General features: G+C 76.4%; 1 protein-coding gene. It reads left to right on the top strand.

The features are described from left to right. Positions 1-92 precede the first annotated feature (92 nt). Positions 93-15,050, top strand: coding sequence for a type I polyketide synthase (locus ACFWA9_RS01600; RefSeq protein WP_380382329.1), 14,958 nt, complete (start codon positions 93-95; stop codon positions 15,048-15,050). The last annotated feature ends 39 nt before the right edge of the window (positions 15,051-15,089 follow it).

Raw genomic sequence — 15,089 nt, forward strand, 5'->3', positions numbered from 1 at the left:
GGGCTCCGTTCGAACCCGGGCTGCCCCGCACACACCGTGCGGGGCAGCCCGCCCCTGACTCTGCCGAAAAACACCATTGCTGGGAGATGACCGTGTCCGACGAGGACAAGCTCCGTAGTTACCTGAAGCGGGCCATCGCAGACGCCCAGGACGCCCGCGCCCGACTGCGCGAGGTGCAGGAGCAGACGGCGGAGCCGGTGGCGATCGTCGGAATGGCGTGCCGCTTCCCGGGGGGCGCGGACACCCCGGAGGAGTTCTGGGAGCTGCTGGCCTCGGGCGGTGACGCGGTGGGCGCCTTCCCGACCGACCGCGGCTGGGACCTGGACGGCGTCTACGACCCGGACGGCGAGCGCGAGGGCACCTCGTACGTGGCGCAGGGGGCGTTCCTGCGGAACGCGACCCGGTTCGACGCCGGGTTCTTCGGCATCTCCCCGCGCGAGGCCATGGCGATGGACCCGCAGCAGCGGCTCCTGCTGGAGACCTCGTGGGAGGCGCTGGAGCGGGCGGGCATCGACCCGGCGACCCTGCGGGAGAGTGCGACCGGGGTGTTCGCGGGCGGATTCGCGTCCAACTACGGGATCGGGGTCTCCTGGTCCGCCGAGGCCGGGTCCGGCGTCGAGGGTCACCTGATGACCGGCAACGCGACCAGCGTGCTGTCCGGCCGGGTCTCCTACGCACTGGGCCTGGAGGGCCCGGCGGTCACCATCGACACCGCCTGCTCGTCCTCGCTGGTCGCCCTGCACCTGGCGGCCCAGGCGCTGCGCTCGGGCGAGTGCACGCTGGCCCTGGCGGGCGGTGTCACCGTCCTGGTGTCGCCGGGGACCTTCGTGGAGTTCTCGCGGCAGCAGGGGCTGTCGGCGGACGGCCGGTGCCGGGCGTTCTCCGAGGACGCGGACGGCACGGGCTGGGCCGAGGGCGTGGGCATGCTCGTGGTGGAGCGGCTGTCGGACGCGCGGCGCAACGGGCACCGGGTGCTCGCGGTGCTGCGCGGCTCGGCGGTGAACCAGGACGGCGCGTCGAACGGTCTGACCGCGCCGAACGGGCCTTCGCAACGGCGGGTGATCCGCGCCGCGCTGGCGAACGCGCGGCTGTCGGCCGCCGACGTGGACGTGGTGGAGGCGCACGGGACGGGGACCACGCTGGGTGACCCGATCGAGGCGCAGGCGCTGCTGGCCACCTACGGCCGGGAGCGGCCGGCGGGCCGGCCGTTGTGGCTGGGCTCGGTGAAGTCCAACATCGGGCACACCCAGGCGGCCGCCGGGGTGGCGGGCGTGATCAAGATGGTGCTGGCGATGCAGCACGAGGAGCTGCCGAAGACCCTGCACGCCGAGGTGCCGTCCTCGCACGTGGACTGGACGGCCGGTGAGATCGAGCTGCTGACGGCGCCGGTGCCGTGGCCCGCCGGGGAGCGGCCGCGCCGGGCGGCGGTCTCCTCGTTCGGGATCAGCGGGACCAACGCGCACGTCATCGTGGAGGAGGCGCCGGCTCCCGAGACGGCCCGGGCCGAGGCCGTGGCGCCGCTGCTGGCGGGTGCCGGTGCGTGGCTGGTGTCGGGCCGGACGGCCGAGAGCCTGACGGCGCAGGCGGGCCGGCTGCGCGCCTGGACGGTGGCGCGTCCGGAGCTGGCGCCGGTGGACGTGGCGTGGTCGCTGGCGGCGACGCGTTCGGCGTTCGAGCACCGGGCCGTGGTGGTGGGCACCGAGCGGGCCGAACTGGTCGGTGGCATCGAGAGCCTGGCCGCCGGGGTCTCCTCGGCCGCGGTGGTGTCGGGTGTGGCGCGGCCGGGTGCCCGGGTGGGTCTGGTCTTCGCCGGTCAGGGTTCGCAGTGGGTCGGCATGGGCCGGGGTCTGTACACGGCGAGCACGGTCTTCGCCGAGGTCTTCGACCGGGTCTGCGGGCTGCTGGAGCTGGAGTTGGGCGTCTCGGTCCGGGACGTGGTGCTCGGCGCCGAGGGTGTGGACGAGTCGCTGGCGCAGCAGACGCTGTACGCGCAGGCCGGGCTGTTCGCCTTCGAGGTGGGCGTCGCGGCGGTGCTGGCGGCTGCGGGCGTGACGCCGGACGCGGTAGTCGGTCACTCGGTGGGCGAGGTCGCGGCCGCGTATGTGGCCGGGGTGCTGTCGCTGCCGGACGCGGTGCGGCTGGTGGCGGCGCGGGCGCGGTTGATGCAGGCGCTGCCGGCGGGCGGGGCGATGGCGGCGGTCAACGTCTCGGAGGCCGAGGTGCTGGCCGAGCTGGTGCCCGGGGTGGTGATCGCCTCGGTGAACGGGCCGGAGTCGGTGGTGGTCTCCGGCTCGGTCGAGGCCGTCGATGAGGTGGTGGAGCTGTGGCGGGAGCGGGGTCGCCGGGTGCGGCGGCTGCGGGTCTCGCACGCCTTCCACTCCCCGGCGATGGACCCGGTGCTGGAGGAACTCGCGGCCGTGGCCGACGGGTTGGAGTACCACCGGCCGGCTGTGCTGTGGGCGGGCGCGCTTTCGGGTGAGCTGGTCACCGAGCCCGAGGCGGGCTACTGGCCGGCGCAGACGCGCCAGGCGGTGCGCTTCGCGGACGCGGTGGCGACGCTGGCCCGCCAGGGTGTCTCGGTGTTCGTCGAGGTCGGCCCCGACGGGTCGCTCTCCTCGCTCGGCCCGGACGCGGTGGCGGGGATCGACGGGGACGAGCCCGTGTTCGTCCCCCTCCAGCGGCGCGACGCGGAGGGCGTCGCGAGTTTCGTCACGGGTCTCGCCCGCGCCTTCGTGCACGGCGTGCCGGTGAACTGGAGCTCGGTTCTGCCCGCCGGGAAGCCTGTCGAGCTGCCCACCTATGCCTTCCGTCAGCAGCGCTTCTGGCCGGAGGGCGTGGTGCCGCTCACGCCGCCGGCGGCGGGCGGCGGCGACGGTGCGGGCACGGCGGGGGAGGCGCGGTTCTGGGCGGCCGTCGAGGACGGGGACCTGGCGGGCATCGCCGACACGCTGGCCATCGAGGACCAGCGGCAGCTCGCCGAGGTACTGCCGGCGCTGGCGTCCTGGCGGCGCCGCGAGCTGGACCGCCTGGTGACCACCGACTGGCGCTACCGGACGGCCTGGTCGGCCGTGGCGGAGCCCGACGCGCGGGTGCTGTCGGGGACGTGGCTGGTGGTGGTGCCGGCCGGTGCGGGCAAGCAGCCGTGCGCGGCCGCGCTGGCGGCGCGTGGCGCGGAGGTCGTCGTGGTCGAGGTCCCGGCCGGTGCCGTGGACCGGGCCGAGGTGGCCGCGCTGCTGGGCGCGGCGGTCGAGCCTTCCGCCGTCTCCGGTGTGCTGTCACTGCTCGCCCTGGACGAGACGCGCGTGCCGGACCACCCGGGGGTGACCGCCGGGCTGGCGGCCACGCTGGCGCTCGTCCAGGCGCTGGGCGACGCCGGGATCGGCGCGCCGCTCTGGCCGGCGACGCGCGGCGCCGTGGCCGCCGGTCCGGGCGAGGCGCTGGCCCACCCGGTGCAGGCGCAGGTCTGGGGGCTCGGCCGGGTCGTCGGTCTGGAACACCCCGAGCGCTGGGGCGGGTTGATCGACCTGCCCGAGGTGCTGGACGACCGGGCCGGTGCCCGGCTGGTCGCGGTGCTGGCCGGTGCCGGGGAGAACGAGGTCGCGATCCGGGCCGACGGGATCCTCGGCCGCCGGCTCAAGCGGGCCGGACAGACCCGCGACCGGGACCGCTGGTCGCCGCGCGGCAGCGTGCTGATCACCGGCGGCACCGGCGCCATCGCCGGGCACGTGGCGCGGTGGCTGGCCGAGCGCGGAGCCGAGCGGCTGGTGCTGACCAGCCGCTCCGGCCCCGCGGCCGCCGGGGTCGCGGCCACCGCCGCCGAACTGGCCGGCCGGGGTACGGGAGTGGACGTCGTGGCCTGCGACGTCGGCGACCGGTCGGCGCTGGCCGGGCTGCTGGCCCGGATCGGGGAGACCGGTCCGGCGCTGTCCTCGGTGCTGCACACCGCCGCGGTGCTGGACGACGGCGTGGTCGACCGCCTCTCGGCGGCGCGCCTGGCGTCCGTGCTCGGGGTGAAGGCCGAAGGCGCGCAGCTGCTCGACGAGTTGACCGCCGACCTCGATCTCGACGCCTTCGTGCTGTTCTCCTCGGCCGCCTCCACGCTGGGCGCCGCCGGTCAGGGCAACTACGCGGCGGCCAACGCCTACCTGGACGCCCTCGCCGAGAACCGCCGCGGCCGGGGCCTGCCGGGCCTGTCGGTCGCGTGGGGCGCCTGGGGCGGCGGCGGGTTCGCCGAGTCCAGCGCGGCGGCCCGGGCGCGGGTCGAGCGCGGCCCGATGCCGCCGCTGGACCCGCGGCTCGCCGCCCGCGCCCTGGGCGGGGCACTGGAGGGGCCGGACGCCGTCGTCACCGTGATGGACGTCGACTGGGCCCAACTGGCGTCCGCGCAGGGCACGGCGGACCTGCGGGAGGCACCGCTGTTCCGCGAGCTGCCGGAGGTCCGCCGGCTGACCGCCCGGGGCGCCGGGAGCGGGGACGGCACCCGGACCGAGGGTGAACTGCCCCGGCGGCTGGCCGGGCTCACCCGGGCCGAGCAGGAGCGGGCGCTCACCGACATCGTCCGGGCCGAGGTGGCCGTCGTACTGGGGCACGCCTCCGCGGACGCGGTCGAGGACCGGCGGTCGTTCAAGGACCTGGGCTTCGACTCGCTGACCGCCGTCGAACTGCGCAACCGGCTGGGCGTGGCGACCGGCATCCGGCTGCCCGCCACCCTGGTCTTCGACTACCCCACCCCGCTGCTGCTGGCCGGCTACCTGCGGGGCGAACTGACCGGGGACGCGGCCGGGCCGGGGCCGGTCGTCGTGGCGGCCGCGGCCGCGGCCGAACCGCTGGCGATCGTGGGCATGGCCTGCCGCTTCCCGGGCGGGGCCGGCAGCCCCGAGGAGTTCTGGGAGCTGCTGGCCTCGGGCGGTGACGCGGTGGGCGCCTTCCCGACCGACCGCGGCTGGGACCTGGACGGCGTCTACGACCCGGACGGCGAGCGCGAGGGCACCTCGTACGTGGCGCAGGGCGCCTTCGTGGGGGACGCCACGGAGTTCGACGCCGGGTTCTTCGGGATCTCGCCGCGCGAGGCGCTGGCGATGGACCCGCAGCAGCGGCTGCTGCTGGAGACCTCGTGGGAGGCGCTGGAGCGGGCGGGCATCGACCCGGCGGCGCTGCACGGCAGTGCGACGGGCGTCTTCGCCGGCGGCTACGCGTCCGGGTACGGCTTCACCCTGGCGGGTGAGGGCGGGGCCGGTGTCGAGGGCCACCTGCTGACCGGGAACGCGACCAGCGTGCTCTCCGGCCGGGTCTCCTACGTGCTGGGCCTGGAGGGCCCGGCGGTGACCATCGACACCGCCTGCTCGTCCTCGCTGGTCGCCCTGCACCTGGCGGCCCAGGCGCTGCGCTCGGGCGAGTGCACGCTCGCGCTGGCCGGTGGTGCCACGGTGATGGCCACGCCCGGCATGTTCATCGACTTCTCGCGGCAGCAGGGGCTGTCGGCCGACGGCCGCTGCCGGGCGTTCTCCGAGGACGCCGACGGGACGGGCTGGGCCGAGGGCGCGGGCATGCTCGTGGTCGAACGGCTCTCCGACGCCCGGCGCAACGGTCACCCGGTGCTCGCGGTGCTGCGCGGCTCCGCCGTGAACCAGGACGGCGCGTCCAACGGCCTGACGGCGCCGAACGGCCCGTCCCAGCAGCGGGTGATCCGGTCCGCGCTGGCGAACGCGCGGCTGTCGGCCGCCGACGTGGACGTGGTCGAGGCGCACGGGACGGGGACCACGCTGGGCGACCCGATCGAGGCGCAGGCGCTGCTGGCCACCTACGGCCGGGAACGGCCGGAGGGCCGGCCGCTGCTGCTGGGGTCGGTGAAGTCCAACATCGGGCACACCCAGGCGGCCGCCGGCGTGGCGGGCGTGATCAAGATGATCCTCGCCCTCCAGCACGAGGAGCTTCCGAAGACGCTGCACGCGGACGAGCCCTCCTCGCACGTGGACTGGTCGATGGGTGAGGTGCGGCTGCTGGCCGAGTCGGTGCCGTGGCCGGTGGGGGAGCGGCCGCGCCGGGCAGCGGTCTCCTCGTTCGGGATGAGCGGCACCAACGCGCACGTCATCGTCGAGGAGGCGCCGGCGGTCGTCGAGACCTCCGAGGTGGTCGAGGCCGTGGCGCCGGTGGTGTCAGGGGCCGGTGCCTGGCTGGTGTCGGGCCAGTCGGCCGAGGGGCTGACGGCGCAGGCGGAGCGGCTGCACGCGTGGGTGTCGGCACGGCCGTCGGTGGATCCGGCGGAGGTGGCGTGGTCGCTGGCGACGACGCGGTCGGCCTTCGAGCGCCGGTCGGTGGTGGTCGGTACCGAGCGCGCCGAGCTGGTGGCCGGGTTGGAGAGCCTGGCGGCCGGTGTGCCGTCGGGGTCGGTGGTGTCGGGTGGGGCGCGGCCGGGTGCGCGGGTGGTGTTCGCCTTCGCCGGCCAGGGTTCGCAGTGGGTCGGCATGGGCCGTGAACTGGCGCTGTCGAGCGCGGTGTTCGCGGCGCGGCTGGCGGAGTGCGAGGCGGCGCTGGCGCCGTATGTGGACTGGTCACTGGGCGATGTCCTGGCGGGTGTGCCGGAGTTGACGGCGGCGGATGTCGTCCAGCCGGCGCTGTGGGCGGTGATGGTGTCGCTGGCGGCGGTCTGGGAGGCCGCCGGTGTCAAGCCTGCTGCGGTGGTGGGGCATTCGCAGGGCGAGATAGCGGCGGCGACGGTAGCCGGGATGCTGTCGCTGGAGGACGGTGCCCGGGTGGTGGCGCTGCGTTCGCGGTCGCTGAAGGTGCTGGCGGGCCTGGGCGGGATGCTCTCGGTGAGCCGGTCGGCCACCGTGGTCGAGGAGCGGATCGCGCGCTTCGGTGAGCGGCTGGCGCTGGCGGCGGTCAACGGGCCGTCGGCGGTGGTGGTTTCGGGTGAGCCCGAGGCGCTGGAGGAGCTGAGGGCGGAGTTCGAGGCGGAGGGTGTCCGGGCCCGCCTGGTCGCCGTGGACTACGCCTCGCACTCGGCGCAGGTGGACCGCCTCGAAGCGGAGATCACCGAGGTTCTCGCGGCGGTGGCGCCGCGCCGGGGCCGGATCCCGATGGTCTCGGCGATGACCGGGGAGACGCTGACCGGTGAGGAGCTGGACGCCGCCTACTGGTACGGCAGCCTGCGCGCCACGGTCCACTTCGACCGTGCGGTGCGCACGCTGGCGGTCCAGGGGCACCAGCTGTTCGTCGAGGTGACTCCGCACCCGGTGCTGCTGGGCGCGATGAACGACACGCTCGAAGAGGTCGCCCAGGAGGCCGGCCCGGGCATCGTGCCCGCCGCCGTCTGCGGCACCCTGCGCCGTGACGAGGGCGGCGTGACCCGGCTGGTCACCTCGCTCGCCGAGGCCTTCGTCAACGGCGCTCCGGTGGACTGGCGCACCGTCCTCCCCGCCGCCGAGCGGGTCGAGCTGCCGACGTACGCCTTCCAGCACGAGCGGTACTGGCCGCAGGGGATGCTGCCCCTGTCGCCGGTGGGTGCCGGCCGGGACGCGGCGTCGCTGGGCCTGGGCGCGGTGGACCATCCGCTGCTGGGCGCGGCGGTCGAACTGGGCGGCGGCGCGGGCCTGGTCTGCACCGGGCGGCTCTCCGTGCGGACGCACCCGTGGCTGGCCGACCACACGGTGGGCGGGACGGTGCTGCTGCCGGGGACCGGCTTCGTCGAGATGGTGGTCCGGGCCGGGGACCAGGTGGGCTGCGGCCTGCTGGAGGAACTGACGCTCCAGGCGCCGCTGGTGCTGCCCGCCGACGGCGGCGGGGTCCAGGTCCAGGTGGTGCTGGCCGAGGCGGACTCCGAGGGCCGCCGCGCGGTCGAGGTGTTCTCCCGCCCCGACGTGTCCGACCCGCAGCAGGACTGGACGCGGCACGCGAGTGGCGCGGTGGCCCCGGTCCCGGCGGAGCGGCCGGCCCCCGGGGAGCTGTCGGTCTGGCCGCCGGAGGGCGCGACCGCGCTCGACGTCGGCGAGGTGTACGCCGTCCGGCTGGCGGAGGTGTACGGCCCGGCGTTCCACGGGCTGCGGGCCGCCTGGCGGCGCGGTGAGGACGTCTTCGCCGAGGTGGCGCTGCCGGAGCCGGTGGCGCGCGAGGCGGGTGCGTTCGGTCTGCACCCGGCGCTGCTCGACGCGGCCCTGCACGCCGCGCTGCTGGAGGGCACGGCCCCGGCGGACGCGGACGGCGGGCCGGGCGAGGTCCGGATGCCGTTCGCCTGGACGGGCGTCGAGCTGCACGCGAGCGGGGCGACCGTCCTGCGGGTGCGGCTGCGGCGGGACGCCCGGGGGGCGCTGGCGCTGACGGCCGTGGACCCGGCCGGCTCCCCGGTGGTGTCGGTGGAGTCGCTGGTCAGCCGGCCGGTGTCGGCCGCGCAGCTGCGGGCCGCCGACAGCGGGGTGTCGGACGCGCTGTTCGTGGAGGAGTGGGCCCCGGTGGCCGAGGTCCCGGTGGCCGAGGTGCCGGTCGGGGCGTGGGCGCTGATCGGCGCCGACCGGTTCGGTCTGGTCGAGGCGCTGGCCGCGGCCGGTGTGCCGGTCCGGTCCTTCACCGGTCCGGCCGAGGCGGCCGAGGCCGAGCCGCAGGTCGTGCTGGTCTGTGCGGGGGCCGAGGAGGCCGAGGACGGCGACGTGGCCGGGGCCGCCCGCCGCCGCACCGCCGACGCGCTGGCGCTGGCCCAGGAGTGGCTGGCCGAGGAGCGCCTGGAGAACGCCCGGCTGGTGGTCGTCACCCGGGGCGGCGTGGCCGCCGGGGAGGGCGAGGCCGTGGCCGACCTGGCCGCCGCCGCCGTCCGGGGCCTGCTGCGCTCGGCGCAGTCGGAGAACCCCGGCCGGCTGGTCCTGGTGGACCTGCCCGCCACCGGTACGGCCGAGCGGATCGCCGTTCTGCCGGGCGTCCTCGCCACCGGCGAACCGGAGCTGGCCCTCCGTGACACGGCCGTGCTGGGCCGGCGGCTGGGCCGTCCGTCCGGCGCTGGAGCAGCGGTTGAACGCCCCGTGGGCCGCGCGGCCGGCGGCCCGCGGACGCTGCTGGTGACCGGCGGGACGGGCACCCTGGGCGGTCTGGTGGCCCGGCACCTGGTGGTGACCGGGCAGGTCAACGGCGTGGTGCTGACCAGCCGTTCGGGCCCCGCCGCCCCCGGCACGGCCGCGCTGGCGGCCGGGCTGGCGCAGCTGGGCGCCCCGGTCCGGATCGTGGCGTGCGACGTGGCGGACCGGGACGCGCTGGCCGCGCTGCTGGCCACGATCCCGGCCGACCGCCCGCTGGGCTCCGTCTTCCACGCCGCCGGGATCATCGACGACGGCGTGATCGGTACCCTCACCGCCGACCGGCTGGCGGCGGTCATGCGGCCGAAGGTCGATGCCGCCTGGCACCTCCACGAACTCACCCGGGACCTGGACCTGGCGCACTTCGTCCTGTTCTCCTCGGCCGCCGCCGTCTTCGGCGCACCGGGGCAGGGCAACTACGTCGCCGCCAACTCCTTCCTGGACGCGCTGGCCGGGTACCGCCGGGCCGCCGGCCTGGCGGGCCTGTCGCTGGCCTGGGGCCCCTGGGTGCACGAGGCGGGCATCGGCCGGGAGCTGGGCGAGCGGCTGCTGAGCCGGATCAGCCGGTCCGGGGTCGCGGCGCTGGGCGCCGATGAGGGCCTGGCCGTGCTGGACGAGGCGCTCACCCGCGGCGAGGCCGTCCTGGTGCCGGCCCGGCTGGACCTGGCGGACCTGCGGGCGCGGGCCGCCCGCAGCGGGGACGTCCCGCCGCTGTGGCGGGCGCTGGCCGGTGGCCGGGTCCGGCGGGCCGCCGCCGCGGCCGGGACCGGCACCGAGGCCGGCGAGGCGCTGCGGCACCGGCTGGCCGGGCTCTCCGGCCAGGACCGTGACCGGGCGCTGCTGGACCTGGTCCGGGCGCACGTGGCCGCGGTGCTCGGGCACGCCTCCGCCGAGGCGGTCGAGCCCACCCGGGCCTTCACCGACCTGGGCTTCGACTCGCTGACCGCGGTGGAGCTCCGGAACCGGCTGCGGACCGAGACCGGGCTGCGGCTGCCGGCCACGCTGGTCTTCGACCACCCCACCCCCGTCGCGCTGGCCGCGCTGCTGCGCGGCGAACTGGCGGGCGGCCTGCCCGCCGCGGCCCCGGCGGTCCGGCCGTCCGCCGCGGTGGCGGACGAGCCGATCGCGATCGTCGGCATGGCCTGCCGGTTCCCCGGCGGCGCCGCCGGCCCGGAGGAGCTGTGGGAGCTGCTGGCCTCGGGCCGGGACGCGATCGGCCCGTTCCCGCAGGACCGCGGCTGGGACCTCGACGCCCTGTACGACCCGGACACCGAGCACGCCGGGACGTCCTACACCCGCGAGGGCGGCTTCGTCCGGGACGTCAGCGGCTTCGACCCGGCGTTCTTCGGGATCTCGCCGCGCGAGGCGCTGGCGATGGACCCGCAGCAGCGGCTGCTCCTCGAGGTGTCCTGGGAGGCCTTCGAGCGGGCCGGGATCGACCCGGCCGCCCTGCGCGGCAGCCTGACCGGCGCCTTCGTCGGCGGCTACGGGTCGGGGTACGCCGGGATGAGCCTCGAAGGCGAGTCCGAGTTCGAGGGCATCGACGGCCATGTGATGACCGGGAACGCGACCAGCGTGCTCTCGGGCCGGCTGTCCTACACCTTCGGCCTGGAGGGGCCCGCCGTCACGATGGACACGGCGTGCTCCTCGTCGCTGGTGGCGCTGCACCTGGCCTGCCAGTCGGTCCGGGCGGGGGAGTGCTCGCTCGCACTCGCGGGCGGCATCACCGTCATGGCGGCCCCGGACGGCTTCATCGCCTTCTCCCAGGCGCGCGGGCTGGCCGTGGACGGCCGGTCCAAGGCGTTCGCCGCGTCCGCCGACGGGATGGGCATGGCCGAGGGCGTCGGCATGCTCGTGGTGGAGCGGCTGTCCGACGCGCGCCGCAACGGGCACCCGGTGCTCGCGGTGGTGCGCGGTTCGGCGATCAACCAGGACGGCGCGTCCAACGGCCTCACCGCCCCCAACGGGCCTTCGCAGCAGCGGGTGATCCGGGCCGCGCTGGCCAGTGGCGGGCTGACGGCCGCCGACGTGGACGCGGTCGAGTCGCACGGCACGGGCACCAAGCTCGGCGACCCGATCGAGGCCCAGGCGCTGCTGGCGACCTACGGGCAGGACCGCCCCGAGGACCGTCCGGTCTGGCTGGGGTCGGTGAAGTCCAACCTCGGGCACACCCAGGCGGCCGCCGGGGTGGCCGGGGTGATGAAGATGCTGCTGGCGCTCCAGCACGAGGAACTGCCGCGGACGCTGCACGTGGACGAGCCGTCCCCGCACATCGACTGGTCGGCCGGGCACGTGCGGCTGCTCACCGAGCCGGTGCCGTGGCGGGCGAACGGGCGGCCGCGCCGGGCGGGCGTCTCCTCGTTCGGGATCAGCGGCACCAACGCGCACATCATCCTGGAGGAGGCACCGGCGGCCGACGCCGTCGAGCCCGCGGCGCCGGCGCCGTCCGGGGCCGGCGCGTGGGTGCTGTCGGGCCGCTCGCCCAAGGCACTGGCGGGCCAGGCGGGCCGGCTGCGCGAGTGGGTGGCCGCCCGGCCCGGGGCGGAGCCGGCCGACCTGGCCTGGTCGCTGGTCGCGACCCGGTCCCTGTTCGAGCACCGGGCCGTGGTCGTGGGCGGGGACGGCGCGGAGCTGGCCGCCGGGCTGGAGAGCCTGGCGGCGGGCGTGTCCGCGGGGTCGGTGGTGTCGGGCGTGGCCCGGGCCGACGCGCGGCCGGTGTTCGCCTTCCCCGGCCAGGGTTCGCAGTGGGTCGGGATGGGCCGTGAACTGGCCGCGGTGAACCCGGTGTTCGCCGCCCGGCTGGCGGAGTGCGAGGCGGCGCTGGCGCCGTATGTGGACTGGTCGCTGGGTGACGTCCTGGCGGGCGCCGAGGGTGCGCCGGAGTTGAAGGCGGCGGATGTCGTCCAGCCGGCGCTGTGGGCGGTGATGGTGTCGCTGGCGGCGGTCTGGGAGGCCGCCGGGGTGGCACCCGAGGCGGTGGTCGGCCACTCGCAGGGCGAGATAGCGGCGGCGACCGTCGCGGGGATGCTGTCGCTGGAGGACGGCGCCCGCGTGGTGGCGCTGCGCTCTCAGTCGCTGAAGGTGCTGGCCGGTCTCGGCGGGATGCTGTCGGTGAGCCGGAGCGCCGCGGTGGTGGAGGAGCGGATCGCGCGCTTCGGCGAGCGGCTCTCCCTCGCAGCCGTCAACGGGCCGTCCGCGGTGGTGGTTTCGGGTGAGCCGGAGGCGCTGGAGGAGCTGAGGGCGGAGTTCGAGGCCGAGGGCGTGCGTGCCCGGATGGTCGCGGTGGACTACGCCTCGCACTCGGCGCAGGTCGAGCGGCTGGAAGCGGAGATCATGTCCGTGCTGGCCGCGGTGGAACCGCGCCCGGGCCGGATCCCGATGGTGTCCGCGATGACCGGGGAGACGCTGACCGGTGAGGAGTTGGACGCCGCCTACTGGTACGGCAGCCTGCGCGCCACGGTGCACTTCGACCGGGCGGTGCGCACGCTCGCCGGACAGGGGTACCGGGTGTTCGTCGAGGTCTCCCCGCACCCGGTGCTGCTCGGCGCGATGACCGAGTCCCTGGAGGAGGTCGCGCAGCAGGCGGGCGCGGCCGCCGTGCCCGCCGCCGTCTGCGGCACCCTGCGGCGTGACGACGGCGGCGCCCAGCGCCTGCTGACCTCGCTCGCCGAGGCCTTCGTGAACGGCGCGGCCGTCGACTGGACGGCCGTCCTCCCGGCCGGCCGGCGGGTGGACCTGCCGACGTACGCCTTCCGGCACGACCGCTTCTGGCCGAAGGTCCCCTCGGCGCTGCCGGCGGGCGGCCCGGCCACCGGCCGGGACGGGGCGGCCACACCGGCCGAGTCCGCGTTCTGGGCGGCCGTCGAGGGCGGCGACCTGGAACAGCTCGCGGACACCCTGGCGATCGAGGACGGGCGCGAGCGGCTCGGCGAACTGCTGCCCGCGCTGACGACGTGGCGGCGCCACGACCTGGACCGCTCGACCACCGCGAGCTGGCGCTACCGGATGGGCTGGGCGCCGGTCGCCGAGCCCGACCCGGGCGTGCTCACCGGCACCTGGCTCGTCGCGGTGCCCGAGGCGGACGCCGCCGGCGACCTGGCGCAGGGCTGCGCGGTCGCGCTGGGTGTGCGCGGGGCCGAGGTCGTGCCGGTCGAGGTCCCGGCCGGGACGACGGACCGCGCCGTCCTGTCCGCGCTGCTCGCCCGGGCGCTCCGGGAGGCGGGCGCGGAGCCGTCCGGCGTGACCGGCGTGCTGTCGCTGCTGGCGCTGGACGGGACACCGCTGCCGGACCACCCGGTGGTGACCGGCGGGCTGGCCGCCACCCTGACCCTCATCCAGGCGCTCGGCGACGCCGGGATCGAGGCACCGCTCTGGCCGGCCACCCGCGGCGCGGTCGCGGCCACGCCCGGCGAGCTGCCGACCGCTCCGGCGCAGGCACAGGTCTGGGGCCTCGGCCGGGTCGTCGCCCTGGAGCACCCGGACCGCTGGGGCGGTCTGATCGACCTGCCCGAGGTGCTGGACGACCGGGCCGGCGCCCGGCTGGTCGCGGTGCTCGCCGGCTGCGGCGAGGACCAGGTCGCCATCCGCCCGGCCGGGATGCTGGGCCGCCGGATGAGCCGGGCCGCCGGGGTGCGGGCCGGTGAGGACCGCTGGACCCCGCGCGGCAGCGTGCTGATCACCGGCGGCACCGGCGCCATCGCCGGGCACGTGGCCCGCTGGCTGGCCGAAGGGGGCGCGCCGCGCGTCGTGCTGACGGGCCGTTCCGGCCCGGCGGCCGCCGGGGTCGCGGCCACGGTCGCCGAACTGGCGGAGCGCGGCACCGCGGTGGACGTCGTCTCCTGCGACGTGAGCGACCGCGCGGCGCTGGCCGGGCTGGTGGACCGGATCGGGAAGACCGGTCCGGCGCTGTCCTCGGTGCTGCACACCGCCGCCGTCCTGGACGACGGCGTCGTCGACCGCCTCACCCCGGCCCGCCTGGAGACGGTGCTGGCCGCCAAGGCCGCGAGCGCCGCCCACCTCGACGAGCTGACCGCCGACCTGGACCTGGACGCCTTCGTGCTGTTCTCCTCCGCGGCGTCGACCCTCGGCTCCGCCGGGCAGGGCAACTACGCGGCCGCCAACGCCCACCTCGACGCCCTGGCCGAGAACCGGCGGGCCCGCGGGCTGACCGGTCTGTCGGTGGCCTGGGGCCAGTGGGGCGGCGGCGGCCTGGCGGAGTCCAAGGAGGCGATCCGGGAGCGGATGAAGAAGCTCCCGATGTCGGCGATGGACCCGCAGCTGGCGGTCCGGGCCCTGGACGAGTCGCTGCGCGGCCCCGACGCCGTGGTGACGGTGATGGACGTGGACTGGGCCCTGCTGGCGCAGACCGCGGTGGACCTGCCGAAGGCCCCGCTGGTGCGGGACCTGCCGGAGGTCCGCCGGATCGCCACCGCCGCCGCCCGGCCCGCCGAGGCGGCCGGCCCGGGCGAGGGCGAGCTGGGCCGGCGGCTGGCGGGCCTGGACCGGGCCGAGCAGGAGCGGCTGCTGTCGGACCTCGTACGGGCCGAGGCGGCCGTGGTCCTGGGCCACGCGTCGGCGGACGGGGTCCAGGCCCAGCAGGCCTTCAAGGACCTCGGGTTCGACTCGCTGACCGCGGTGGAGATCCGCAACCGGTTGAACACCGCGACCGGACTGCGGGTGCCCGCTACGTTGATTTTCGACTACCCCACCCCGGTGGCGGTGGCCGCCTGGCTGCGCACCGAACTCGCCCCGGACGAGGCGGACTCGGTGCCGGTGCTCGACGACCTCGACCGGCTCGAATCCAGCCTGTCCGGTCCGGCACCCGACCAGGACACGAGCGAGCGAATCACGAGGCGGCTGCAGAGCATTCTGTCGAAGTGGATCGAGAAGCAGGGCGAAGCGGAATCCGGCAGCGGCGAGGTTGAACTCGAATCGGCGACACCCGACCAGGTGTTTGAGTTTCTCGACAAGGAACTTGGTCTGTCCAACTAGTTACTTCGCGCTAATTGACGGCATGTTTTGGTAAGGGGT

Origin of the sequence: Kitasatospora sp. NPDC059973, from assembly GCF_042737525.1 — a bacterium.
Taxonomy (GTDB): Bacteria; Actinomycetota; Actinomycetes; order Streptomycetales; family Streptomycetaceae; genus Kitasatospora.